At 41.1% G+C, this 24,690-nt stretch carries 26 protein-coding genes and 4 tRNA genes; 10 read left to right on the forward strand and 20 right to left on the reverse strand.

What is annotated here, in order from left to right; translation table 11 throughout:
* Positions 1-71 precede the first annotated feature (71 nt).
* Both THETH_RS10840 and THETH_RS06395 read left to right on the forward strand, forming a co-directional pair.
* Positions 72-986 (forward strand): vWA domain-containing protein, encoded by a 915-nt coding sequence (locus THETH_RS10840; RefSeq protein WP_013932553.1) that lies wholly within the window; start codon positions 72-74, stop codon positions 984-986.
* Between the two features lie 85 nt (positions 987-1,071).
* Positions 1,072-2,508: a hypothetical protein gene (locus THETH_RS06395; protein WP_013932554.1), complete on the forward strand. Its 1,437-nt coding sequence runs from the start codon at positions 1,072-1,074 to the stop codon at positions 2,506-2,508.
* 62 nt (positions 2,509-2,570) lie between these two features.
* On the opposite strand, the gene THETH_RS06400 is transcribed toward THETH_RS06395, so the two are convergent.
* From THETH_RS06400 to THETH_RS06425, 6 genes are all read right to left on the reverse strand, one after another.
* Positions 2,571-2,834: a stage V sporulation protein S gene (locus tag THETH_RS06400; protein WP_013932555.1), complete on the reverse strand. Its 264-nt coding sequence runs from the start codon at positions 2,832-2,834 to the stop codon at positions 2,571-2,573.
* A 67-nt stretch (positions 2,835-2,901) separates the two neighbouring features.
* Positions 2,902-2,978 (reverse strand) — tRNA-Arg (locus THETH_RS06405).
* A 6-nt stretch (positions 2,979-2,984) separates the two neighbouring features.
* A tRNA-His gene (locus THETH_RS06410) sits at positions 2,985-3,060 on the reverse strand.
* A gap of 6 nt (positions 3,061-3,066) precedes the next feature.
* Positions 3,067-3,143 (reverse strand) — tRNA-Arg (locus tag THETH_RS06415).
* Positions 3,144-3,218, reverse strand: a tRNA-Gly gene (locus THETH_RS06420). It abuts the tRNA gene before it with no gap.
* A gap of 52 nt (positions 3,219-3,270) precedes the next feature.
* Positions 3,271-3,801, reverse strand: coding sequence for a DUF996 domain-containing protein (locus tag THETH_RS06425; RefSeq protein ID WP_013932556.1), 531 nt, complete (start codon positions 3,799-3,801; stop codon positions 3,271-3,273).
* A 162-nt stretch (positions 3,802-3,963) separates the two neighbouring features.
* Between THETH_RS06425 and THETH_RS06430 the strand changes: the two genes are divergently transcribed.
* The gene (locus THETH_RS06430) at positions 3,964-4,200 is read left to right on the forward strand and encodes a hypothetical protein (protein ID WP_013932557.1); all 237 of its coding nucleotides are present in this window, start codon (positions 3,964-3,966) and stop codon (positions 4,198-4,200) included.
* Here THETH_RS06430 and THETH_RS06435 read toward each other — a convergent pair.
* On the reverse strand, positions 4,197-5,426 hold the full coding sequence (locus THETH_RS06435) for an IS256 family transposase (RefSeq protein WP_041446485.1): 1,230 nt from the start codon (positions 5,424-5,426) through the stop codon (positions 4,197-4,199). The two genes, THETH_RS06430 and THETH_RS06435, sit on opposite strands and share 4 nt — an antisense overlap.
* 84 nt (positions 5,427-5,510) lie before the next feature.
* Here THETH_RS06435 and THETH_RS10520 point away from each other — a divergent pair, with 84 nt between their 5' ends.
* From THETH_RS10520 to THETH_RS06455, 5 genes are all read left to right on the forward strand, one after another.
* On the forward strand, positions 5,511-5,699 hold the full coding sequence (locus THETH_RS10520) for a hypothetical protein (RefSeq protein ID WP_083815688.1): 189 nt from the start codon (positions 5,511-5,513) through the stop codon (positions 5,697-5,699).
* Positions 5,700-5,783: 84 nt separating this feature from the next.
* Positions 5,784-6,926, forward strand: a complete 1,143-nt coding sequence (gene aspC, locus THETH_RS06440; protein ID WP_013932558.1) for an aspartate aminotransferase — start codon at positions 5,784-5,786, stop codon at positions 6,924-6,926.
* 8 nt (positions 6,927-6,934) lie between these two features.
* Positions 6,935-8,662 (forward strand): ABC transporter ATP-binding protein, encoded by a 1,728-nt coding sequence (locus THETH_RS06445; RefSeq protein ID WP_013932559.1) that lies wholly within the window; start codon positions 6,935-6,937, stop codon positions 8,660-8,662.
* The gene (locus tag THETH_RS06450) at positions 8,659-10,236 is read left to right on the forward strand and encodes a hypothetical protein (protein WP_013932560.1); all 1,578 of its coding nucleotides are present in this window, start codon (positions 8,659-8,661) and stop codon (positions 10,234-10,236) included. Before THETH_RS06445 ends, THETH_RS06450 begins: the two co-directional genes overlap by 4 nt.
* A gap of 16 nt (positions 10,237-10,252) precedes the next feature.
* A complete protein-coding gene (locus THETH_RS06455) occupies positions 10,253-10,921 on the forward strand; it encodes a tRNA1(Val) (adenine(37)-N6)-methyltransferase (RefSeq protein ID WP_013932561.1) in 669 nt (222 codons plus the stop codon).
* On the opposite strand, the gene ackA is transcribed toward THETH_RS06455, so the two are convergent.
* The 13 genes from ackA to glgD are packed head-to-tail and all read right to left on the reverse strand — an operon-like array spanning position 10,918 to position 22,200.
* Complete coding sequence (gene ackA, locus THETH_RS06460; protein WP_013932562.1) at positions 10,918-12,138, reverse strand: acetate kinase; 1,221 nt, start codon at positions 12,136-12,138, stop codon at positions 10,918-10,920. The genes THETH_RS06455 and ackA overlap by 4 nt on opposite strands.
* Positions 12,139-12,151: 13 nt before the next feature.
* A complete protein-coding gene (gene dprA, locus THETH_RS06465) occupies positions 12,152-13,162 on the reverse strand; it encodes a DNA-processing protein DprA (protein WP_013932563.1) in 1,011 nt (336 codons plus the stop codon).
* Positions 13,149-13,436 carry an RnfABCDGE type electron transport complex subunit B gene (locus tag THETH_RS06470; protein WP_041446635.1) on the reverse strand — a complete coding sequence of 96 codons (288 nt, stop codon included), beginning with the start codon at positions 13,434-13,436 and terminating at the stop codon, positions 13,149-13,151. Before THETH_RS06470 ends, dprA begins: the two co-directional genes overlap by 14 nt.
* An 18-nt stretch (positions 13,437-13,454) precedes the next feature.
* Positions 13,455-14,030 carry an electron transport complex subunit RsxA gene (gene rsxA / locus THETH_RS06475; protein ID WP_013932565.1) on the reverse strand — a complete coding sequence of 192 codons (576 nt, stop codon included), beginning with the start codon at positions 14,028-14,030 and terminating at the stop codon, positions 13,455-13,457.
* The gene (gene rsxE, locus THETH_RS06480) at positions 14,027-14,635 is read right to left on the reverse strand and encodes an electron transport complex subunit RsxE (RefSeq protein WP_013932566.1); all 609 of its coding nucleotides are present in this window, start codon (positions 14,633-14,635) and stop codon (positions 14,027-14,029) included. Before rsxE ends, rsxA begins: the two co-directional genes overlap by 4 nt.
* On the reverse strand, positions 14,632-15,300 hold the full coding sequence (locus THETH_RS06485; RefSeq protein WP_013932567.1) for an RnfABCDGE type electron transport complex subunit G: 669 nt from the start codon (positions 15,298-15,300) through the stop codon (positions 14,632-14,634). Before THETH_RS06485 ends, rsxE begins: the two co-directional genes overlap by 4 nt.
* Positions 15,297-16,271 (reverse strand): RnfABCDGE type electron transport complex subunit D, encoded by a 975-nt coding sequence (locus THETH_RS06490; protein WP_013932568.1) that lies wholly within the window; start codon positions 16,269-16,271, stop codon positions 15,297-15,299. Before THETH_RS06490 ends, THETH_RS06485 begins: the two co-directional genes overlap by 4 nt.
* Positions 16,268-17,581: an electron transport complex subunit RsxC gene (rsxC, locus tag THETH_RS06495; RefSeq protein ID WP_041446636.1), complete on the reverse strand. Its 1,314-nt coding sequence runs from the start codon at positions 17,579-17,581 to the stop codon at positions 16,268-16,270. The genes THETH_RS06490 and rsxC overlap by 4 nt, the downstream gene beginning before the upstream one ends.
* Before the next feature lie 2 nt (positions 17,582-17,583).
* Positions 17,584-18,492, reverse strand: coding sequence for a radical SAM protein (locus THETH_RS06500; RefSeq protein WP_013932570.1), 909 nt, complete (start codon positions 18,490-18,492; stop codon positions 17,584-17,586).
* 8 nt (positions 18,493-18,500) lie between these two features.
* Entirely contained in the window at positions 18,501-18,761 is a 261-nt protein-coding gene (locus THETH_RS06505) for a hypothetical protein (protein WP_041446416.1), read from the reverse strand.
* Positions 18,762-18,772: 11 nt separating this feature from the next.
* Positions 18,773-19,810 (reverse strand): DUF4899 domain-containing protein, encoded by a 1,038-nt coding sequence (locus THETH_RS06510; protein ID WP_013932572.1) that lies wholly within the window; start codon positions 19,808-19,810, stop codon positions 18,773-18,775.
* 7 nt (positions 19,811-19,817) lie between these two features.
* A complete protein-coding gene (locus THETH_RS06515; RefSeq protein WP_013932573.1) occupies positions 19,818-21,080 on the reverse strand; it encodes a glucose-1-phosphate adenylyltransferase in 1,263 nt (420 codons plus the stop codon).
* A 10-nt stretch (positions 21,081-21,090) separates the two neighbouring features.
* A complete protein-coding gene (gene glgD, locus THETH_RS06520; RefSeq protein WP_013932574.1) occupies positions 21,091-22,200 on the reverse strand; it encodes a glucose-1-phosphate adenylyltransferase subunit GlgD in 1,110 nt (369 codons plus the stop codon).
* 80 nt (positions 22,201-22,280) lie between these two features.
* Between glgD and THETH_RS06525 the strand changes: the two genes are divergently transcribed.
* A complete protein-coding gene (locus tag THETH_RS06525; RefSeq protein ID WP_013932575.1) occupies positions 22,281-23,075 on the forward strand; it encodes a GTPase in 795 nt (264 codons plus the stop codon).
* Positions 23,076-23,139: 64 nt separating this feature from the next.
* Positions 23,140-24,684, forward strand: coding sequence for a tetratricopeptide repeat protein (locus THETH_RS06530; RefSeq protein WP_245530468.1), 1,545 nt, complete (start codon positions 23,140-23,142; stop codon positions 24,682-24,684).
* Positions 24,685-24,690 lie beyond the last annotated feature (6 nt).

Genomic DNA, 24,690 nt, shown 5'->3' on the forward strand with positions numbered 1-24,690 from the left:
TTAGCGAAAAAACCATCGCTTGAAAAATTTGCCTTTCAAAACTGACTTTGACAATCCAAGGGGGGATATCTATGAGAGCCAAGTTGGTTTTGGCTGTTGTTCTTACAACAATTTTTGCTTTTGGCTCAAATCTTGTTTTAAGAGATCATGAAGTGTGGGATCGTCACGACTATTGGAACAGGATCTACTGTGCTGTAACTGTAAAGAGTGATTCCTCTAATCTTGTCACCGATCTAAGATTGCAAGATTTTGTGATTACGGAATCTGCCTATGACGACGAAGGCAATGTGTTGATAACATGCAATGCAAGCTTTGACAATCCGTCCTACCAGTTTGACGGACCCGGTTTTTGGGAAGAATCTGTCAACTCGGACAAACTGGACATCGTCTTCCTCATCGATAGCACAGGAAGCATGGAAGAACATATTGACAACATCAAAAAGCAGCTAAGAATCTTCATCAAAAGATTAGCAGAACAGTATACGAACTTCCGAATGGTGATCGCTGTGTACGAAACCGACGAAATGCCAAGATGGCCAGATGGCAGGCGTGTCTATTTCTTCTACGGACCCATGATGAAGGAAGAGCTGGAATACCAAATTGAAAAACTCACCACAGGAGGCGAATGGTGGAACTTTCAGTGGGGATACGATGCATTTCTTTGGACGCTCGACCTACCATGGAGAGACGATGCAAGGAAGATAGTAGTTATAATCACAGACGTTTTCACAGACTCTGTTCATGGTCCAAACTGGTACTTCGCGCACGGTTGCTCAAGCTCGCCATATGCCGTGGACATGGCTATGAGAGAAAAGAACATTCATCTGTATTTCTGTCAGCCAGATGAAGAAAACATGGCGAAAACAGAACTTAGCGAGAATTTCTCTGAAATGGTCAACCCAAAGGTCAGGGAAGCAAATTTCGATATTCTACTCAAACTCAACGACCTTACAAAGAAGCTCTCTTGGCCATTTTGCCTGGGTTAGCGATTTTGCAAATGTTCCTTTCCAAGTTCGAAGAAGTATATCCAAAGTCAAGATATCCATAGCAACCGTTGATGGATCAAACCAAGTGGAATTTGATTTTTGTCCTTCAACAAGCCTTGAACCCTGTCCAAAAACCACGGTGAAACTACTTGTTCGGGATGAAACAGATCAAATTCTTCAGGGAAGAAGAAACGTTGACGTCAGCCTTTACAAAGTGATTGGCGAATTGGGCAGATTTAAGAAGATTTTCCAAGGCTGCGATGAAAACGGTTTAGTGGAACTTGATTTGATACCTTTGGAAGATTACTACTGCACCGTGGAAACCGGTTCGAAACCAGATTACAGATACTACATGTTCGGCTTGTGTTGGAGAGGCTGGCTATCTGTAAAAGAACTCGAACCAATATTCGAAATAACCGTCCAAACTGCCTACAAGGACATGGAAATCTATCGCTTGAAAGGGCTTCTGCAGGAAATCAAAGTTATGAAAATTGCCACTTCAAGAACGATTCAGCTTGCACATCAGATTGAAAATCTTTTAAAAGATATTCTTCACGATGGTACTGTAAGTATTCAAGAACTTGATTTGGTCAAGAGAGCTATCTTCACATTGGCTGTTTTGGTAAACTGTTCTCACTATGCAACTGTTGAAAATGATCGCTTAATGGATGATATACTTCAAACAGTACATAAAGTCAATGCCATGCTTGATACGGCTTTGGAACTTGCTGAAGGACTTAGCAAATTCAAGGATAAACTCGAGTCAGCCGTAAACATCATAATCGATGTCGTCACCGGGAATTGGGAAGGTATCGCCAAGGATCTGACGGTCGAAGCATTGGTCCAAAAATTGATTGACTACATAAAGAAGGAACTTCCCGATAGGATAATAGATGCGTTAATTGACAAGTTGCGCGAAGTGTTGGACGTACCAGATATCTTGGTGGGATATTTCGATACGTTCATAAGACATGCCATTCGGAGAGACTTTGAAGACTTGAAGAATCGCATCGAAAGTTTTGTGCTCACAAATGTTGTACAACCGAATTTTGTCAGTTTTATGGATGAAGCACTTGACAAACTAATCGCCAGCGCACCGAGTTTCTTAAGCGTAGTACCAACTGAATGGCTTGATCTAAGTGATTCTTCGACAAAGCTAAAACAGATCTTTGAGAACTTTCGACAGGACTACATGAACAATCTTTTCTACAGCGCTTATGAAAACCCGAAAGAGCAACCTGTCATCGACGATTGGGCATCGACACTATCAACCTTTAACGAGATGCTGATGCTTGTTCTATCGTTGGTACAGATTCTGCAGAACAATTCTCTTGCAATTGAGGAATCCTTTGGATTAATGCCAGATTTTACACCGCTCATAAATGCCATAACAAACCTTTTCCCATTCTTTGATGAGCTAAAAGCGATGACAAAAACCTTCGAGATGGCTTTAAAAACTAACCATTTGCTTTCGATGCAAACCATTCTTAAAAAAGTGCCCCAACTTGTACTCAAAAATTGATTCAAATAAGAAAATTAAAACCCCGCCTAATTGGCGGGGTTTTCTTCCAAAGTTCCAATTGCTTAACTTCTTGGAAAAACTATGAACTTAATGGCGGTTCTTGTTTCGTTGTCAATTTGAACATCGGTGAATGCTGGGATGCTCACTAGATCAATGCCACTTGGTGCAAGGTATCCTCTTGCAATAGCTATTGCTTTGACTGCTTGGTTGACTGCCCCTGCACCGATTGCCTGAAGTTCTGCCCTTCCATGTTCTCTTATCATACCAGCCAAAGCTCCAGCCACCTTGTTAGGATTGGAGTTGGAAGCCACCTTTAGTACTTCCATTCGTTCTACCTCCCTCGTAGTTCTATTGTTTTACCAAAGTTTGCAGCATAGTTTATTACTAACCATTTGGCGCGCCTGGCAGGACTTGAACCCGCAACCATCGGATCCGAAGTCCGACGCTCTATCCAATTGAGCTACAGGCGCGCCCTTTGGGGTGACCAGCGGGATTTGAACCCGCGACCACCTGATCCACAGTCAGGCGCTCTGCCAGCTGAGCTATGGTCACCACAGCTGGTGCGCCCGGCGGGAGTCGAACCCACAACCCTCGGATTAGAAGTCCGATGCTCTATCCTGTTGAGCTACGGGCGCTGGAGCGGGCGACGGGATTCGAACCCGCAACCCTCGGCTTGGAAGGCCGATGCTCTACCGTTGAGCTACACCCGCTCGCTTGATTACCAGTCATTATTTTACTATAATCTTTCCAAAAATCAATACCCTAACCAACGTTTTCACTTTTTTTCGGTTGATCTGGTGCGGTGAAAAAGCCGACGATTGCAAGTATATCTCCAACTAACATCAAAATCATTCCTACAAGAATGATCAACAATATCGCGCCCCATTTGTAAAGACTGGCAGCAGTGTTGAAAATAGGAACGTTCAACCTCTCTGCCAACAGTCTATAAGCCTTCACCCGGTAGACAAGAGATATTATACCCAAAACCACAACAGCTATGAAGCCTCCTATTGTTGAAGCACCTGCGCTGAAGAACCTTCCCATCATTATCAAGCCAAAACTACTCATCAATGTGACGGAGATGACTACCAGCGCGACAAACCAAAGAATCGTCGGGATCAAAAAGTACGTGAAAACATTTTGATCTTCGACTATTTTCGCAATGTTGTTAACCGCCACAAGAAAGAGTATTAACCCAATCAAACCCAAAAGCCAGCCAGCTGCTGGAATGGATCCAAGCAAAGTTAATATAAGTCCAACTCCTGCAAGTGTTTTAGCCGTTTTCATATCCATCTTGGAGGTGTCAACTTAAGCCGGGGAATAAGATAAAATAAACGGGAACCAACTCTTCTCACCGAAAGGAGGTTCCCGTGAATATGAAAGTTACAACAACAAATATCACCGAGTACCTATACCAAATTATACCAAACCTTTTTCAAAGACAAAGAGTTCCACATGAGGCGAAAGTATGAACTTGCATTAAGGAAGGCAGCAGCCATAATTGGAGTCAGTCATGAAGCCTTGAGGAAATGGTGGGCAAGAATGAAAGAAGAGATATTTGCTGAGAAGATAGAAGGCAATGCAGTAGTAGCTATAGACGAGATGAAGGTGAACATAAATGAGGTTAAGAGGAAGAAAGTGATCTATGCGTTGGTCAGTAAGACACGAGAGAAAGGCAAAGCAGAGACTTAGGGTGAATTTTGTGTCTGGACAAAATACCTCAGTTGAAACATCTGGTTCAGCTCATACATACATCCCTTTACCCTCATTATCCCGTTCCTCCATTTTGTCTCCCTCAGGTTCTTCCTGTGCAAATATACGCTTAACTCCAATAGCTCAACACTCCCAAAATATCCCCCACTTTTTATCCTTACTCGCTCTATCTTGCTGTTTATGCTCTCCACCGCATTCGTCGTGTATATGTATCCCCTCAATTCCTCAGGATATTTCGTATATGCCACGTATTTCTCTTTCTTACCCTCCAAATATCTCACAAAACTCGGATACTCCTCTTTGTACTTCTCAAGCAGCTTCCCCATCTTCCCTAATGCCTCTTCATAGCTGAGTTTCTTCAATTCGTCCAACCCTTCCTTGAACCCCTTCGCATCCTCTCGCTTCATTTGCCTATCCGCATTCCTCTTCAAATGCTTCACACAAAGCTGGTGATCCGCTAATGGATATACCATCCTTATTATCTCCCCTAAGCCACTTAAATCGTCGCTTACTACTACCATCACCCTCTTCAAGCCACGTCTCACCAAATCCTCAAATACCTTCCCCCATTCCACCCTGCTCTCCTTACCCAAATACGTGTACAAACCGTATATGTCCTTCTTCCCCTCCATGTCTATCCCCAATACTATGTAACATACCCCATACCTTACTTTCCCTTCTTCCCTTATCTCACTGTGGTAACCATCTATTATTAGCGCAAATGCCTCACTCGGTAGCTCCCTCTCCTTGAACCATCTCAATTCTTCCTTCAACCCTTCCTTTATCCTCTCAAGCTCCTTCTCCGAGTATGGTAACCCTAACCTCTTCAAAACACTCATTATCTCAGACTCCGAAAACCCACTCGCTATCATCGATTCCAATAACTTAACATACGATTCGTCCAGCCTCTTGTACTTTTCCTTCAATAAATGTGGCCTAAAACCGCCTTTCCTCGTCCTCGGTACTTCAAGTTCCAAAATTCCATACGTGCTGTAAAGATCCCTTTCATACTTCCCGTTCCCTTTGTCCCCTTCCTCAGTCTCAAGATATATCTTTCTCTCTGAAAGCATTATCGTGTTCAAAAGCCTTTCAAACAAATCTGCAAGTGTTTCCCTTTGCTTTTGATCAGAATCATCCGCATATTCCTTAAGCAACATCTCTAAAGACCTTTTCTTGACTTGTTCAAAGTATTCCCTGTCTTCCAGAAATTTGTTCGACATGCCCGACACCTCCTTATTGTACAATAATCTTACCACCAGACACAAAATTATCCGAACTCCCAAAAGAATATGGGATATTGGGAACACGAGCATGAGAGGTTTGGGGAAAGAAGTCTTGTTGAGAGTGTGATAGGGATAACAAAGTACAGGCTGAGGCGTTTTAACATAAGCAGGTTATGGTACAAGAAGAGGGATGAGGACATAGTGAAGTGGCTATTTCCATTTCTTCTATTAGTGCAGTTTTCCTTCTTAAGTTGACAGGTCCATATTATAATATTTGAATTATTTTGAATTATAATATTTTTGGATCTTCAAAAAAAAACAAAAGGAGGAATTTCATCGATGAAGCCTTCAAAACGAGTGCAGATGGTACCTGCTTCAAAAACACTTGAAGTAAATGCTTTGGCTCAAGTTTTGAGGGCAAAAGGGATTGATGTGGTTAACTTAACCGCTGGAGAACCGGATTTTCCCACTCCAGAACCTGTTGTTGAAGCCGCAATTGATGCGATGAAAAAAGGTTTTACAAAATACACAGATTCTTCTGGTATACCTCAACTTCGCGAAAGAATAGCCAAGTATGTTACGGAGAAATTCGGTGTAAAGTGCCAACCAGAGCAGGTGATAGTTTCCAACGGTGGAAAACAAGCTATATTCAATGCCTTGGCTGCCGTGGTTGATGAAGGCGACGAGGTTATAATCATCGATCCTTGTTGGGTTAGTTACGAACCAATGGTCACCTTACTTGGCGGTAAAGCTGTTCACGTAGAAACGAAATTTGCCGACGGTTTTGTACCAAAAGTTGCCGAGATAGAAAAGAAAATTTCTCCAAACACCAAAGCAATCATTGTGAACAGTCCAAACAATCCATCCGGTGCGGTGTACGATTTTGAAACGTTGAAGGGAATCTACGAATTAGCCGTTAAGTATGATCTGCTGATCATCAGCGATGAAGTTTACAGCTGCTTGGTTTACGATCAAGATCACATTTCGTTGTTCTCGATATCCAATGGAGATAGAACAGCTTTGGTGGATGCCTTTTCCAAGTCTCATTCAATGACAGGTTGGAGAGTCGGTTATCTTGTCGCTCCTCTTGAAATAGCAAAAGCTGCTGCAAAAGTCCAATCGCACTTGACATCCAATATCAACACACCTACGCAATACGCAGCTTTGAAAACCTTTGAAGTTGATACATCTTACATGAAGGCAAAGTTTAAAGAAAGAAGAGACTTGGTTTGTAAACTTCTCGACGAAGCAAAGATCCCATATGTCAAACCAAAAGGTGCATTTTACTTTCTTCTTGATATCAGCAAGTACGAACAAGACGATGTGAAATTCTGCAAAGACTTGCTGAACGAAAAACACGTTGCACTTGTTCCAGGAAGCGCCTTCAACGCACCTGGATTTGTAAGGTTGTCCTTTGCCACAAGCGAAGAAGTTTTGAAAGAGGGAATAAAAAGAATAGCCGAATTCATTGCAAAGAGGTGAAGCGATAAGTGATTAAAGAGTTTTTGAAAAAACATTGGTACAAATATGTCCTTGGAATCACCTGTTTGGTGGTTGTTGATCTTCTTCAACTTTACGTGCCAAGGTACGTTAGCAAGGTTGTTGATCATCTTCGATATGAAAAGCCCGATTTAAATTACGTTTCAATAATCATTTGGTCAGTCATAGGCATAGCTTTTGGAATGGCAATAGTTAGATTCTTCTGGCGTTATTTCATAATTGGGGCTTCTAGAAAATTTGAATATCTTGCGCGCAACATACTTTTTGACAAACTCCTTTCACTCTCCATGAGCTACTTCGATGTCAACAGAAGCGGTGATCTGATGGCAAAATTCACAAACGATTTGCAAGCAGTTAGAATGGCTCTGGCACAGGGTGTGGTTCTTTCGGTCGACGCAACATTCATGGCGATAATGACGGTTATTTTCATGGGAAGCTTTGTAAACTGGCGCTTGACATGGATTGCCATAGCACCCATGCCAGGAGTTGCGCTTGTGGCGCTCTTATTTGGTCGATTGATCCACAAAAAGTTCATGAAGGCACAGCAAGAATACTCAGCGCTCAGCGAAATCACCGAAGAAACTGTTTCCGGTGTTCGAATCATCAAAAGTTTTGCGGCAAACGATTTAATGCACCGGTTATTCAACGAAAGATCCATGAGAAATTACAAAACCAACATGTCTCTTGCAAAAGTTTCCTCGCTTTTCTTTCCACTGATGACCTTCTTTGCGTCACTATCATATGTGTTAGCGTTGCGGTTTGGAGGGGCAATGGTTATTCGCGAGCAAGTTTCGCTCGGAGAATTCGTGGCTTTCAATTCCTACCTTGGAATGCTAACCTGGCCCATGATGGCTTTTGGATTTGTTTTGAACGTGATTCAACGTGGAAGGGCATCTTACAAACGAATCATGGAAATAATGAAAGAAAAGCCACATGTTGTTGAACCTGATAATCCTATAAAAATCGAAAGTATTGAGAAGGTAGAGTTTCGCAACTTAACTTACAGATATCCAGGTTCTACAAGGGATGTTTTAAAAAACGTTAGTTTTTCCTTCACCAAGGGGAACATGGTTGGGATAGTTGGAACAGTTGGGAGTGGAAAATCAACCATAGTGAAACTTCTAGCAAAGCTTTATCCAGTTGAAAGAGGAAAAATTTTCATAAACGATGTTGATATCAACGACATTTCTTCGCAGAATATCCGAAACTTGATTGCCTTCGTTCCTTCAGAAGCTTTTCTTTTCTCCGATGAGATCCAGAAAAACATTGCTTTCGCACAGGATACGATCGATTTTGAGAAGGTGGTAAATTACGCAAAACTTGCTGCTGTCCATGAAGATATCGAGAAATTCCCACAGGGTTACAAAACGATCGTTGGAGAAAGAGGTGTGACACTCTCTGGTGGTCAAAAACAGCGTGTTACGATAGCACGTGCCTTGTACAGGGAAAAGGACGTTTTGATCTTTGACGATTGTCTTTCCGCAGTCGATCCTGAAACGGAAGAGAGAATTATTTCCACGTTGAGGGAGAAATATCGAGATAAAACGATGATAATCATAACACACAGGCTTAAGGTTTTAAAGGACGCTGACTTGATAATCGTCCTAGATGATGGAAAGATCGTGGAGATGGGAAATCACGAAAAATTGATGCAACAGGAAGGTTTGTACTACAAAATGTTCAAAAAACAACTCATAGAAGGAGAATTGAGAAAGTGAGATATTTTGCACTTGCGATAATCTTCATAGCTTTTACTGTATTCGCAACGGTTGAATACCGCTTTGAAAGTTCATATTTGATCATAACGGGGCTAGAAAGTTATGATCAAGTCGAACTACACATCGATGGCTCCACTTTGAACTTACCAGGAAACTCTCTTCGTATACCTTGGGAAAAAGGTAAGAATGCCGAGATAAAACTAATTCCCATCCGAAATAACGATAAATTGCAGCCGATTTTTTTGAAAATCAACGCATCAAAGGACAATCCACCGGTTTTCAGAACCAGGATACCAAGTTATCTACCAGCTGGGAAAATACAGGTGGAATACCTCATTTACGACGATTGGGATACACCCGAGAAGATCACCAAACGAGCTTTCATAGACGGAAATCCTGTGGATATTTTTCGCGAAGGGTACATTGAGCTTGACACGTTTTTTCTTCGCTCTGGTGAAAGAAGGCTTAGGATTGTTCTTAAGGACAGTTCAGGAAAGGTAACCGATCAAACTTATAGGTTTACGGTTGTACCGCATTTACCATCACCACCTTTGGTGAAAGATGGAAAAATTCTTTCAAGCAGACTTCACAGAATTTACACTATCCAAGGTGGAGAAATAATAAACAAGGAAGTTAGTGGAGAAATCGATTTGAAAGAAAGCATTTGCTTTATAACAGATGTCGATGGCGCTGGCAACGAGAGCGCGCCCGTTTTGTTTTACTCGTATCCAAATCTTCAGGTTTTGGAAAATGCCAGCCTAATTTCGCTGACAAGTGGCGAACTTAAAGACAAAGATTACACAGTTCTTGGAAGGGTTATGATAGCCAATAGAGACACGGTTGTTCTAAAATCTGGTGCGTCGTTGAGAATTGCACCAGGTTCTAGCATAATTGTAAGAGGATCCTTCATAGCAGAACCAGGTTCAAGAATATACGGTCAAGGGCAACTTATCATAGGAGACGATGCAAAGGTTATCCTAAACGGTGCCAAAGTAGAAGCAGATGTTTTAATCAACGGGTCAAACATGGTTTGGATCGCTAACAGTAAGATAAATTCAAGAATAAGTGTTTCAAGATCACTGCTTTTAGCTTTTCAAAACGTCAGTTTGAAAGAACTTTTCGCTTCAAACGTACGCCGATTGTGGTTTAACTCGGTATCAATTCAAAATCTTTCTTTGTCAAACATTTCTTACTTTCTTATGGTGGATAGTACAATATCCGAAAGAATTCAAATTGAAGATTTTTCAAATGGTAGAATTTACAACAGCAAATTTTACTCCAACGATCTACCGATTTTTGTGTCCAATTTTTCCCGCATTGAAATGATAGACTGTTGGGTATCGGCAAAAAGATGCGTACTTGTTCAAGACTTTTCGGTTTTCAGAGCTAGAAGCACTCAATTCAACGGCGATAACGCCATCTTTGTTTCTGGTTTCTCCATCTTCGATGGCTTTGCAATCAGTGTAACATCGGCGACCGCGATAACTTTGAGGGATTCTAGAGCAAGATTAGTCCAATCTGAGATCAACGGAAAAACGGTGAGTTTGGGAAGGTCTGAAATTCTAAAACCCTAGAGGGTGAAGAAGTTGCATGAAACCATTCAACGAAAATCTCTTTGAAGGTCTTTTCATAGCAGATGCCGGAAAATCTTACAACGTAACCCACGCTACAGTTGTTTTGGCTTGGAGTTCTACTCCAAACAAAAAGGTGGGAAAAATCGTTGAACTTGGTTGTGCCACAGGTGCTGTGGCTGCTTATCTTGCAAAAAATTTCAACGTACAAGTCGTTGGAGTGGAAAAGGAAAAATATTTGGCAGAACTTGCACAAGAAACAGTTAAAAGAAACAACTTGTCTGATAAGGTCAAAATTTACAACATTTCTTGTTGTGATGTGAAAAAGTATCTACCATGTGAAAGCTTTGACATGGTCGTTGCAAATCCTCCACATAATCTTTCGCATGTTCCTAGTCCTGATGAAATTCGCAGAAAAACTAGAACTGCTGATTTATCAACGGTGGAGGAGTTTGTCGATGCAACCTTTTATTTGCTTCGAAATCGAGGATATTTCGTCTACGTACTTTCTCCAAACCATCTGACTTTTTGGCTTGAAAGGTTCTTAGAAAGGAAGCTTCAACCAAAAACTTTGATCCCAGTTTACGGAGAAAAAACTAGATCCGCCGTCTTGGTGGTTTTAAAAGGTGTGAAAAATGGGGGCATCGGTTTGAAGATAGAGCCCCCGCTGATCTTGAAAAAATCTTAGACTATTTTCAATTCCTTAACTTTATTTTCGACAATGTATTTTGTATCGCGTGCAATCACCAATTCCTCGTTGGTTGGGATTACCAAAACGGCAACTTTTGAATCAGGCGTGGAAATGATTCTCTCAACGCCTTTGACGTTGTTCAAGTTCTTGTCGATCTTAACTCCCAAAAATCCAAGATATTCACAAACCTTTTCTCTAATGTACGGAGAATTTTCGCCAACACCTGCTGTAAAAACAATTGCATCGACACCATTCATGGCTGCGGTATAAGCACCAATGTACTTTGCTATCCTGTATATGTAAATATCCAAAGCAAGCTGAGCCAATTCATTGCCGTGCAAAGCGGCATCTTCGATATCTCTCATATCCGAACTGAAATTCTTCGTTAAACCCAAAACTCCACTCTTCTTGTTCAAAATGTCATAAACTTGGTCAACCGACAAACCAAGATTCTGTTGCAAGTATACAACTATTGCAGGGTCTATATCTCCACACCTGGTTCCCATGACAAGCCCTTCCAAAGGAGTAAATCCCATGGATGTATCTATTGACTTGCCATGCCTAATTGCAGCGATCGAAGCACCGTTTCCAAGATGACAGGTTATAACTTTGAAATCGTAATAATCTCTTCCGAGGATCTCTGCAGCCCTTCTTGAAACATACCTGTGGCTGGTTCCATGGAAACCATATCTTCTTATCTTGTATTTTTCATAGAACTCATATGGAATGGCGTATAAAAAGGCTTTTTTCGGCATAGATTGGTGGAAAGCAGTGTCAAAAACGGCAACACTTGGTACGTTTGGAAGCAGTTTTTGAATCGCTTTAATACCGAGTATGTTCGGCGGATTGTGAAGTGGAGCAAGGTATGCGTTTTCTTCTAAAGCTTTCATGACATCATCGTCAATCAAAACAGAGCTTGCAAAAGCTTCTGCACCGTGTACAACCCTATGACCAACTGCTGCAATCTCTGAAAGATCTTTTATCACGCCTATCTCTGGATCCAAAAGAACGTCCAAAATGAGTTTGATGGCTTCTTCATGGTTTTTAAGAGGCCTTTCTATCACATGTTTGTCCTCACCAATCCGATGAACCAGGCGACTTCCATCAATTCCGATCCTTTCCGCTATACCTTTGCACAGGACCTTTTCTCCATCCATTTCGATGAATTGATACTTCACCGATGAGCTTCCGCAGTTGAGGACCAGTATTTTCACACTCTTTCCCTCCTTAACTTTTATAATAACGTCCATCAAAGGTTTTCACGATTTTTCCAGAAAGTTCGTACTCGGTGAGCTTTACCAAAACCTCTGATACGCTTAAGCCAACTTTTTCAGCGATTTCTTCAACTTGCATTGGACCATCTTTGAAAATTTCAAGAAAATCGTCTTTTGTTTTTTCTACTTCACCTTTTATTCCATAAAGATCAAAAATCTGTTGACAATCCGTAAGGGGAATAGCTCCCATTTTGATCAGCCAGTTACAACCTTCGCTGGATTTTCTGTCTATGTCGCCGGGTACTGCAAAGACTTCTCTTCCCATTTCGGCAGCTTGACGCGCCGTTATCAAAGCGCCACTTTCCAAAGGTGCTTCCACAACGATTGTAGCACGAGATAAGCCGGCTATGATCCGATTTCTCATTGGAAATTGGTATTTAGCCGGCTTTGTACCCATTGGAAACTCGCTGATTAAGCATCCGGTTTGAACAATCTTCTCATAGATTCTCCTGTTCGAAGAAGGATAGCAAATATCAACCCCTGTACCAAGAACTGCAACAGTTTTCCCGCCAAGCTCCAAAGCTGTTTCGTGTGCAAAAGCGTCTATCCCAAACGCCAGGCCACTGACGATAACAAAATCAGCTTGAACAAGCTGCGAAACTATTTTCTTTACGACCGCTTTGCCGTAACTGGTAGGCTTTCTTGTGCCAACAACGGATATGCATCTTTCGTTTAAAAGTTTCACATTGCCAAGACAAAAAAGAACAGGAGGCGGAGAAAAAGTTTCTCTTAAAAGTTTCGGATAATCTTCGTGCCAGTAGTCTATCAACTTTACCCCGTGTTCTTCGATTTTTCTTTTTTGATCCAAAAGAAATTTTTCGTCGTATCTTGCTTTGAATTTTTCATTTCCCTGCAAAAAATCCGATTCAAGGATATCTTTCAACGTTTTTCCCTTGATCGACTCTATCTCTTCAACTTTGAACTTTCCAAAATGGCTGAGCGCAAAGATTTCAATTGGCTGCATTTTGTTTCAATATCTCCTTTATCTTCTCAGGAACACCTGCAGCTTTTCCAGGTAAACACATATCTGGAGTTGCTTTCCCAGCGACAACCGCTTTTGCAAAACCATCGCAACCAGGATAACCGCACGCACCACAGTTTGCACCTGGAAGAACTTGCCTTACAAGTTCCACACGTGGATCTTCTTTAACTTCAAATTTTTTTGCAGAGTATGCAAGAAAAGTTCCAAAAGCAAAGCCAAGAATCGCAAGCAATATAGTTGAATAAACAATTGTCAGCATCGTTTACCACACTCCTTATAGCTTTATCAAACCTTGAAAGCCCATGAAAGCCATTGAAATTATCGATGCTATTATCAACGCTATGGGCAAGCCTTCAAAAGGCTTTGGCAAATCGTACAGTTCGAGTCTTTCCCTGATTCCAGCGAAAATCACCAAGGCAAGCAAAAATCCCAATCCTGCACCAAGGGCATGGAATATCGATTCAAGAAGAGAATACTTTGCCTGGGCGTTCAATATGGCAACACCGAGTATTATACAATTTGTCGTTATCAAAGGAAGGTATATTCCAAGCGCTTCGTACAACCCAGGACTGTTCTTTTTCAAGAATAACTCAACGAACTGAACAAAGGTTGCTATGACGAGAATGAATGTAACGGTCCTCAAAAAGTCTATTCCCAGTGCAACCAAAAGCCTGTTGACAAACCACGTTATCGTCGAGGACATGACGAGGACGAAAGTTGCAGCAAATCCCATTCCAACGGCTGTATCCATCTTCTTTGATACGCCGAGAAACGGACAAATTCCCAAAAATCTTATGAACACATAGTTGTTTATGAGAATTGCGGAAAAGAGTATCAAGAAAACCCTCATTTGCTTTCACTTCCTTTCTTGCGTTTTAAAGAAATCCAAGCAAAAAGTGCAGCCAATAAACCAAGAGTCATGTAAGCACCGGGAGGAAGTATCATGACAAACATGTTGAAAGATTTTTCCCAAACTTTTATTCCAAAGATTGTTCCAGAACCAAGAAGTTCTCTTATGCTTCCAAGAAGCACCAGCGATCCAGTAAAGCCCAAGCCATTACCAAGTCCATCCAGTGCTGAATGCCATATGCTGTTTTTAGAGGCAAAAGCTTCAGCACGTCCCATTATTATACAGTTCACAACGATTAAAGGTATGAACAAACCCAAAGTCTTCCAAAGATCGTAAGTGAACGCGTGCATCAAAAGGTCGATGATAGTCACGAAGGTCGCTATAACCACTATGAATATCGGTATTCTCAAATTTTTTGGAACGGTTTTTCTTATCGCAGAAATGACGATGTTGGACATCGTTAAAACGCTAGTTGCTGCAAGTCCCATACCAAAACCGTTGATTGCACTTGTTGTCACCGCCAAGGTAGGGCACATTCCAAGAACTTGCACATAGGTCGGATTTTCTTTGAAAAATCCTTTCGTAAATTCTTTCAGAGAGCTCATTTTAACACCTCCGTGTACAGATATTGGATCATCACAGTTAAAGCGTCTGCCACAGCTCTGGAGGTTATTGTCGCACCGGTCATAACGTCACTGATTTTTGCTATCCCTTTCTTCTTTGCTTCTTCTGGAGACAGATGAGTCGCCCTTGCATCCACGTCCACAAGAATGCCGTTCTTTATGGCCTCTGCTGGCATTGGATAGAACCTTCTTTGGACTTCCTCTTCACCTATCCTTGCCCCCAGTCCAGGGGTTTCTTTGGCATACTCTGTCACACGCACGGAGAAAAGCTCAAAACCTTCAGGCTTTTTAATAAAGCTGGCAACAACTTTTACTTCCCCGCCATAACCAATACCTGAACCTGTGAGAACATAAATATCACCCAAAGGTGATTTGAACTTGTAAACTGGCGCATAAACTTTTCCAAATGGGTCGGAGAAAATAACACCTTCGCCCTCTGCTGCTTCCAATCCCGCCTTTATTTCAGACAGTGAAGTTATGTAGTTTCCTTTGTCATCCTTCAAAACCGTTTCAATAGCCTGCAACTTCTCCGATAGTTCGGCCAAAAGAATCCTATCTCTTGTTACAACGTAAACGATCCCAAGGGCAAATCCAGCTATGGCGCAATAAGCCAACAAGATCAAACCCATCTTCATGTATTCTTTCATGCTCTAACCTCCCCAAAGATTTTAGGTTTGAAAACTCTGTCTATCAACGGCGTGATGGCATTCATGAGAAGTATGGCAAGGGAAACTCCCTCAGGATAACCGGCGAAGAATCTTATCACCATGGTGACAATACCACAACCCAAGCCAAAAACAGCTTGGCCTTTCAAAGTCATCGGGGTTGTAACCATATCCGTTGCCATAAACAAAGCACCAAGCATTAAACCACCTGCAAGAATGTGAAGCAATGGTGTTCCAAATCTCTCTGGATTGACAAAATAGGTTATACTGGAAAAGACAAAAACAGTTCCAATGTAGGTTACAGGTATCATGATCTTTATACGCTTTCTAAAAACCAAGTAGGCAAAACCTATTAAAAGCATCAAAGCGCTTGTCTCTCCGATACAACCTCCCACGTTTCCTAAGAAAAGATCCAAGTAGGAAAATTTAGCTATAACCTGCGAAAATCCTTGTTGCTTCAAAACACCAAGAGCAGTGGCAGAAGTCAAAGCATCCGGTGCAAAAGCTTTAAACGAAGAAACTGGATTGATCCACCTTGTCATCAAAGTTGGAAAAGATATGAGCAGAAAAACTCTTCCAACCAAAGCTGGATTGAAGATATTTTGACCAATTCCACCAAAAGCCTGCTTTGCAACACCTATGGCTACCACTATTCCTATGAGTAAAAGCCACCAAGGTGCCGTCGGTGGAAGGTTCATGGCAAGAAGTAAGCCCGTTACCGCAGCACTCAAATCTGGTGTAAAATCTTTTTGCTTTCTCAAAACTTTAACTATGAACAATTCTATCAATTCAGCTATCAACGCACCAAAAATACAGAGCACCAGAGCATACCAACCAAAGAAAAGCGCACCTGCCGCAACGGCTGGAGCAAGCGCGATCAAAACGTCCGCCATTATTTTTCTGACAGAGTCATCCGTCCTAAGATGGGGTGCATCCTTGACTACCAGGTTCATTTCTTACCACCCCTTATCGCTTGGTAAACTTTCTTAGCAAGTTTTATGGCTCTCACATGTTCCACTTTGGATGGACAAACGTAAGCGCAAACACCGCATTCGATACAGCTAAATAAACCCTCAGAATACGCCGCATCGTATTTTTTCTTCGTTGAAAGATAGTAGAGCAAATACGGCTGCAGTCCCATTGGACAAGCCTGAACACATTTGCTGCAGCGAATGCAGTTTTTTTGAACGGATGGTTTTTCCTTCAGCAAAACGGTGATCCCGCTTGTACCCTTCATTATCGGTATATCGAGTCGATTTATTGCTATTCCAGTCATCGGACCTCCCAAAATCACCCTTTCTGCGTCTTCTTTTAACCCCCCGGCGAAGTTTAAAAGTTGCTCCACAGTTGTTCCTATGCGAGCATAAACATTCACAGGATTTTTAACCCCTTCACCGCTTATGGTCAGGGCACGTCGCACAAGTGGCTTTCTGTCAACCACGGCTTCTTTTATGGCTATCACTGTTTGAACATTCTGAACCACAACACCAACGTCCATTGGAAGTCCGCCAACCGGTACTTTCCTTCCAGTTATAGCGTAGATAAGTTGTTTTTCGGCTCCCTGCGGATATTTTGTCTTAAGAAGTTTTACTTCTATTTTGTCGGCTGAATCAAGAAAACTCTTCAAATGTTTATAAGCATCTAACTTGTTCGATTCAACACCTATGTAAGCTTTTTCTGCTCCAAGTATCTTCATGACAATTTGTATCCCAATGATTAGATCTTGCGTTCTTTCCAAAAGCAACCTGTGATCAACTGTTAGGTAAGGTTCACATTCAGCACCGTTGACGATAAACACATCTATCTTTTTGTCAGGTGGTGGGTTTAATTTAACGTGAGTTGGAAACATTGCGCCACCAAGTCCAACTATCCCGGCTTTTTTGACAACATCAATCAACTGTTCTTTGGTCATGCTTTGCCAATCTTGCTCGTGATCCAAAAGTTGCCACTCATCATTTGATGTTCGTTCAATCACCACCACGTCCATGGGTCTGCCTTGAATTGGATGATAAATCTTGTCAATCTTCTTAACAACACCGGTCACCGGAGAATGAACATAGGCTGAAATGAATCCGCCTGGTTCACCGATAACTTGACCAGTTTTCACAAAATCATTTTCTTTCACTACGCATTTTGCAGGTGCTCCAGCGTGATTTGAAAGAAAGACATAAACTATTTCGGGAACAAGCATTTCAGCGATGGAGACTTTGTTTGAGAGTTCTTTTTTCTCAGGAGGATGCGTCCCACCTTTGAAAGTTAGCATTTTCACGTTCTCGCCTCCTCGATAAATCTTTCACCGTTTAACAACTCTTCCGCATGTATGTTGTAAAGATATTTTCCGGGTTTTTCGTTGTAGTACGGCCTTGTACAGTCGGGACACCCACTTGTTAAAAAAGCCTTTTGGTAATCCTCTGGGAGATCTTTGAAACCAACTATCGCATCATTTTCAAATATTATTGAATCCGATTTGCCTTCGAAAATGAGCCACCTTGCAAGCTGAATTTTTCTGTATCTTTCCAAAGATGGTGGGGTATGATTTTCAAGTTTGCTACCTTTAACAGGAGTGAAGGCAAAGAGGGCGACGGCAACGTTTATCTTACTCATTCTCTCAATAATTTGAACGATTTCTCGATCGGTTTCACCTAATCCTACAATCAAATGGGTTGAAATTTTTCCAGGATAAAGCTGGGCAGCTTCCTCGATGAGATTCAAGGTTTTCTTCAAGTTTCCTCCGCGTATTTTTCTGTAAAGATCTTCGTTGGCAACGTCTATTGCTATTCCTATTCTTTCTGCACCAGCTTCAAAATATTGCTTAACCTCTTCGATATCACAAACCCGAACTGAAATTGATATGGGTATTTCAAGCGACTTTAACGCTTTTAAAAGATTCAGCAGATCTTGCTTGTAGTTTTTGTAAGATACAACCTGAAGGCAAATCCTTGAAAAAACATCCTTTTTCAAGGATTTGACCAAATCGTCCAAAGATATTTCCAACCACAAAACTCGACTGAGAAATTCTCGGCGGGAAGATGACTCAAAAGAATGGGTGCAGTACAAGCAATTGTATTGGCACCTTCCATCGAGAAGTAGATATGCTGTCTTCAATCCTGCAGGTACGTTACCTTTTCTTATTCCCAATTTGTACAAAGTCCCAACTGATGCGTGAATTATCAAATTGTTTTTTACCTCCCAAAGTGCACGTGAAAATCCACGTTATTCTTTGAAAGAGTAAAACCATCCTCTTTTTCAATTATCTCAAAACCATTGATATTTTTGCAAATTTCACATTTAACAAATTGTCTCACAAGAACGTTTACAACAGTTCTGTTTGCCAAGTCGTACTCAAAAGCTCTTTGGTTCACCGTTTCGTACAGCGCGACTGTTTGAAACACAAAACCGATTGAAATTAACAGTACCAAAATTCCAAACAAAGCGTCAACCAAAATAAATCCTTTCATAGCATGAAGAAATACGAAAAAACCAAAACTATTCCAAGAATCATCAAAGTGAGCAAGAAGGCTATCAAAAGATCCTGTTTTTCAAAACTGGAAGCCGCTTTGTAATTACCTTGCACTGCAGGACGAACAACTGCTTTTTCTTCTTTCAGCATCTCTTCTATTTTACTTTCCCAACTTTTTTCTTCCATTTGGGAGATTTTTTCTTCGTATCTTGAATAATCGCTCATAACCTTTATCGATTTCGGAACGATTGCTTTCCCAACAAATCCATTTCCCATATCAACTTTTATCAGAAAGTAATCGGTTTTCTTTCCCTTAACAAGTTCTTTGGCGATCAGTGTGCCTGCAAGTGGAACAACATTCACTCCTTTTGAAAAATGTTTGGGATAAAGCGTTTTCAATAGTTCCAAATGCTCAGGTTTCCGAACGTTCAAAACAACAAAAAATATCGGATCACCGAGATCAAAATCCGCGATCGTTCTTCCTTTTATTGGGTCAATCAATGGAAAAACTTCCGGTAGGTCAACCAAATCAGCTCTTTTCAAAGTGTCCGCAAAACCTTCGTTTTCAAATTCCTCAAGCAGTTGCGTAAAACTTTCCGCAGAAAGCTCTTCGTGAGTTACTTCGCTGAATTCCACAGCAACCTCAACTTTTGGGGCCCATTCTTTGAAGACTTCCTGGATTATGTAATGAACAAGGTCTGCATCCTTACCTTGGATTGCAGCTGTAAGCTCAGAGCCAAACAAGGGTCCTCCTTTTCTGTTGATGTAACTTTTTAGGTAATTTGAAAGCTCTCTTGTCATGTCTTCTGCCTCTGGGATTTGCTGGAAAATCCTGCGTTTAAGCTCTGAAAAATTCTTTGTAAAGGTAACATAATCTGCAGATAAATCAATAGAAAGATAGTTTGCAAAACGGGTCGGCACGACTATCAAATCGTATTCGGGAGCATCGTTGACTTTCCCAAAGAAGTATCCAACTCCATCTTCTCCTGTTACCCTTCCTCTGAATTTGTATTTGACAAAGTAAAAATCCATTATTTTATCACTCCTTGGCTAGAACATAGCCGCCAGATGGTACGACGTTCGTTGCAAAATCTTCTTTTTTCACCGAAATACCTATCACGCAATTTTTTCCAATTCTGCATTTTGCCGGAATGGTTGAATACATGCCTACCACAGTTATCCTACCAGTGTAAACCTCAGGATCCAATTGGTTAACGGCATCTTCTCCCTCTCCTATTACAACCTCATCTTCTATAACCACATTTTCAGCTATTATGGCATCGACAATTTTGCAGTTTTTACCAATGTGAACGTTTGTCATAACAACGCTGTTTTTCACATAAGAATTTTCACCTATGTAGACACCTTGGAAAATCACGCTTCCTTCAACTGTTCCGTGGATCTCACATCCTTCGCTTATTATAGAATTCACTATTTTGGAGTTTGGAGAGCAGTATGCAGGTGGCATCTCCTCAGTTTGCGTGAAAAACCTCCAGTGTCTATCGTAAAGATTGAGCGGTGGTACTGGCCTGGTCAATTCCAAATTGCTTTCCCAATAAGATTGAATTGTTCCAACATCACGCCAATAACCTTCGAATTTGAAAGCGAAAATTCTTTCACCGTTTTTAACCATTTTCGGAATAATGTCCTTTCCAAAATCGTGTGAGCTTTTTTCATCATGTGCATCCTCGATTAAATGCTTTTTCAAAAAGTCCCAGTTGAAAACATAAATACCCAAAGAAACTAAATTTGATCTTGGCTTTGGTGGTTTTTCCTCAAAATCGACTATTCTGAAGTTCAAATCGGTTATCATTGTTCCAAATCTGCTGGCTTCCTCTATGGGAACTTCCATGCACGCTATAGTTCCGTCTGCTCCTTTCATTATGTGAAAATCTATCATATCGTTGTAATCCATCGCATAGACATGATCACCAGAAAGGATCAACACGTAATCAGGAGAATGCGAATCAACGTATTCAATGTTTTGATAAACCGCATCAGCAGTACCTTTGTACCACCCCGCAACTCCTCCTAGATAAGGCGGCAAGATCGTAACTCCTCCCTTTTTTCTGTCAAGATCCCAAGGTCTGCCTATGCCGATGTGACTTGTGAGAATGTGAGGGCGATACTGCGTCAAAACTCCAACGGTGTATATACCAGAATTTACACAGTTGCTGAGGGTAAAATCTATCAACCTGTATTTTCCACCAAAAGGAACAGCGGGTTTGGCTATTTTTTCCGTCAAGACCCCCAACCTTTTGCCATGCCCACCAGCCAAGATCAAAGCGACAACTTTTCTCATAAAGATCACCTCAGAGAACCGCTCTTTTTTCCAAAACAGCCAAACTTTCTTGTTGACCTATCAGCTTCATCTCTTGCCTGATCAAAACTTCTTTATCGAGTATTGCATTTTTGACGACTGCTCCTTCCTCTATAACCGTGTCTTGCATTACCACGGCGTTTTGAACAACAGCGCCTGCCTTTACAACAACTCCGCGGAACAAAACAGAGTTTTCAACGTATCCATTGACAATGCAACCATCTGAAACAATGCTGTTTCTGACAACAGTGGTACTTCCTATTTTTGGTGGTGGAAGATCTTTTAACTTTGTATAAACCTTTCCATACTTGTAAAACAACTCATCCCTAATTTCTTTCTTAAGACCGTCCATGTTTATTCTGAAATATTCGTTTATGCCTTTTTTGACGTTTCTCCAATATCCTTTGAAGAGATATCCATTTACCCTAAGTCTGTCCAACTCTGAAATGATTATGTTCAAAAGATCCGTTTCACCTTTGGTCACGTAAGCGTACAAAAGTTCCATGAGAAGATATTTGTTCATGAAATAGATTCCCAAGAAAGCCAAATTGCCTTTTGGATTTTTTGGTTTTTCCTCTATTTCAACGATTCTATGTCCGTTCATTTGCACAATTCCATACTGACTCAAGTTGTATGTTTCATCCAGTTCCTTAACAAGAAGGGTGATATCCGCATCGGTTGCAAAGTGAAAATCAAAAACCTCTGTAAAATCTATTTTGTAGATGTGATCTCCTGAACCAATCAAAACGTAATCTTCTTCTCCACGCCTTAAAAGCGTCATGTTTTGAAAAATTGCATCGGCGGTGCCTTTGTACCAATATTGACCCTCCGCGCTCACGTAAGGTTGCAAGATAAATAGGCCACCGTTCTTCCTGTCAAGATCCCATTCCTTTCCCGAGCCAAGATGGTCCATCAAACTCCTTGGGTTGTACTGCGTTAAAACACCAACCTTCTTTATACCGGCATTTACCATGTTGCTCAAAGTAAAGTCTATGGCGCGGTATTTACCAAAAACCGGTAAAGCAGCGCTTGCTCTTTTCAGAACAAGTGGACCCAGATTCTCACCGGCACCACCTGCAAGTATCAATCCAAGGACTTTCAAGATAATCCCTCCATGAGTTTATTTTACCATCATCTAGACAGAAAAAACCGATGTTGTACAATTTTCAAGGAGGTATTTTCATGTGGTATCCAGGGCACATGGCAAAGGCTGCAAGAATGTTAGAGAAAATTAAAAAACACATAGACCTTTTCGTGGAGCTTTTGGATGCAAGAGCCCCGATTGCAACTCGTTCTTACGATAGAAACATAATCAAAGGCAAAAGAAACGTGATTTTGTTGACAAAATCCGATCTAGCCGATCCTGTTTTGACACAGAAATGGAAAAAGTTTTTCGAATCAAAGGGCGAAAACGTTTTCGTTGTAGATAAAAACTCTTCAAGACAAAGTTTGATCAACTTCATATCGAAATTTGCCCCAAAAAACTCGTTGATAGCCATAGTCGGTTGTCCAAACGTTGGGAAATCCACCGTGATAAACAAACTCAAAGGAACAAGGTCTGCAAAGGTTGGAGCTGTACCTGGAATTACCCGTGGATTACAGTGGTTTTCAGTTGAAGATCTTTTCAGAGTTCTGGATACACCTGGATTGCTCTTACCAAAAATTTCTGAGATTGAAACGGCGGCAAAACTTTTGCTTGTGGGATCTCTTCCGCTTGAATTGACCCCACCAGAAGTTCTTCAGAAAGCCTACGAGATATACGCAAAATTGACAAAGAAGGATTCTGTTTCGTTCGATGAATTCATCGAAGCTTATGCTTTGGAAAAAAAGATGTTGGCAAAAGGTGGGGTGTTGGACAAAGAGAGAGCTATTGTTAGTTTTTTCAACAACATTTCTCAAGGAAAAATTGGTAGAATCACTTTTGAAATACCACAGGAGGCGATAGAAGATAAAAGCGATAGTTTACCTTCCGCTTGATCCAGAAAAAGCGAAAATTTCAAATTTACCGATTAAGCTGCCAGTATTGGTTGAAGATTTACCTTTGATCATCGAAGCAAACCAAATTCCTTTGGACGTGATCGTTCGAGGACTCGAAGCTCAGTATGAATTAACAAAGGACGAATACTATGCGAGTTATTTGGTTTACTTTTACTACGAAAAACTCAAAGAAGCTCTAAACAAAGAAGATCTTCAAAAAGCCGAAGAATACCTTGAAAAGGCTGGAAAAATTTCCAAAGATTATCGCTACGATTTCTTCAAAGCTTTGATTGCGGCAAAGGTAAAGGACTATGAATCGGCTGAAATTTTTCTAAGGTCCTGCCTTTCCAAACACGACAAATTTTCCTTAGCTTACTTTGAACTTGGCAATATTTTGATGGCAAAAAAGGAATATGAAGATGCCATCTTGCAGTATCAAAAAGCTTTTGAATGCGACAAAAATTTCCTATTACCCTTGTTGAAAATCGGTGATTGTTATGTGGAAATGGGCGAACTAAGACAAGCTCAAGATTTTTATCAGGCTATTGTTCAACGTGATCCAGAATTTCAACAAGCCCACGCGAGGTTAGGAGTAGTCTTGAACCTGCTTCAGAAATTTTCCCACGCTGAGAAAGCTTTGAAAAAAGCCATTCAACTTGATCCAGAAGATCTAAACAGCACCTTTAATTTGTGCTACACGCTCACCAAGCTTGGAAAACATTTCGAGGCTTTACAGCTTTTGAAGAAGTTGGTTGAAAAAGATCCAAACAACGTGGCGTTCTTGGTTGAGTATGCTCTTGAACTTAGAAGGGTAGGACTTTACGAAGAAGCCGTTGAAACAATAGAAAAAGCATACCAACTTAGCCAGGAATCGTACGTTGCCTACAACCGCGCGATACTGACACTTTTCGTGGACTTCCAGCGCGGCATCAAAATGTTGAAAGATTTGTCCGAAGAGTACTCTGGAAAAGCGGAGGAACTGGAAAATTTCTTAAGATTTTGGAAGCCAAAGTTAAAACCAGTTGGAATAATCGAACAAAAACTAGAGTTGATAAAAAAATCCATGCATCTTGGGAAATTGAATTTGGTGCGGCTAGCTCATCTTTTACCAGTTTCAGAAAGAATAATCGCACTAAGACAAGGTATCGTTCCAGGTTACGATACCGACGTTGACACTGTAAAAGACATTGAGCTAGTGATCGCAACGATATTTGCCAGCAACTTCGATCCCATTGAAATAGAAAAGAACGCTACAAAGATATCCGTTGGTTTGTATGGCAGCGGAATAATGCTAGCAGTTGCAATAGCCCTTGCGAGATTGTACATATTCATCGAATCAAACGAGGTTTTCAATCTTCAGGAATTTTTGAGAGAATGCATCCCAGACATTCAAGAATACCATTGGAACTTAGCTTTGAGAATGTCCAGATTGGAGGAAGAAGAGAGCTTCAGTTTTGAAGAAATAGATTTTGACAAAATCGAAACTGGTTCAGACTTTTTGATAACCTTGATCAAAACCTTGGCTACAGAACCTTCGCTGCAAGAGGTTGAAACTATATCCAACGAGGTCTTCAAGGATACAATAAAAAGCTTTCTGAAAAAAGAGTGATGGAGG

The organism is Pseudothermotoga thermarum DSM 5069 (assembly GCF_000217815.1).
Lineage (GTDB): Bacteria > Thermotogota > Thermotogae > Thermotogales > DSM-5069 > Pseudothermotoga > Pseudothermotoga thermarum.

Coding starts and splice junctions, on each gene's coding strand:
- THETH_RS10840 (WP_013932553.1), top strand. CDS start 72: ATGAGAGCCAAGTTGGTTTTGGCTGTTGTTCTTACAACAATTTTTGCT.
- THETH_RS06400 (WP_013932555.1), bottom strand. CDS start 2,834: ATGGAAGTACTAAAGGTGGCTTCCAACTCCAATCCTAACAAGGTGGCT.
- THETH_RS06425 (WP_013932556.1), bottom strand. CDS start 3,801: ATGGATATGAAAACGGCTAAAACACTTGCAGGAGTTGGACTTATATTA.
- THETH_RS06430 (WP_013932557.1), top strand. CDS start 3,964: ATGAGGCGAAAGTATGAACTTGCATTAAGGAAGGCAGCAGCCATAATT.
- THETH_RS10520 (WP_083815688.1), top strand. CDS start 5,511: ATGGGATATTGGGAACACGAGCATGAGAGGTTTGGGGAAAGAAGTCTT.
- aspC (WP_013932558.1), top strand. CDS start 5,784: ATGAAGCCTTCAAAACGAGTGCAGATGGTACCTGCTTCAAAAACACTT.
- THETH_RS06455 (WP_013932561.1), top strand. CDS start 10,253: ATGAAACCATTCAACGAAAATCTCTTTGAAGGTCTTTTCATAGCAGAT.
- dprA (WP_013932563.1), bottom strand. CDS start 13,162: ATGCAGCCAATTGAAATCTTTGCGCTCAGCCATTTTGGAAAGTTCAAA.
- rsxA (WP_013932565.1), bottom strand. CDS start 14,030: ATGAGGGTTTTCTTGATACTCTTTTCCGCAATTCTCATAAACAACTAT.
- rsxE (WP_013932566.1), bottom strand. CDS start 14,635: ATGAGCTCTCTGAAAGAATTTACGAAAGGATTTTTCAAAGAAAATCCG.
- THETH_RS06485 (WP_013932567.1), bottom strand. CDS start 15,300: ATGAAAGAATACATGAAGATGGGTTTGATCTTGTTGGCTTATTGCGCC.
- THETH_RS06490 (WP_013932568.1), bottom strand. CDS start 16,271: ATGAACCTGGTAGTCAAGGATGCACCCCATCTTAGGACGGATGACTCT.
- rsxC (WP_041446636.1), bottom strand. CDS start 17,581: ATGCTAACTTTCAAAGGTGGGACGCATCCTCCTGAGAAAAAAGAACTC.
- THETH_RS06510 (WP_013932572.1), bottom strand. CDS start 19,810: ATGGATTTTTACTTTGTCAAATACAAATTCAGAGGAAGGGTAACAGGA.
- THETH_RS06515 (WP_013932573.1), bottom strand. CDS start 21,080: ATGAGAAAAGTTGTCGCTTTGATCTTGGCTGGTGGGCATGGCAAAAGG.
- THETH_RS06525 (WP_013932575.1), top strand. CDS start 22,281: ATGTGGTATCCAGGGCACATGGCAAAGGCTGCAAGAATGTTAGAGAAA.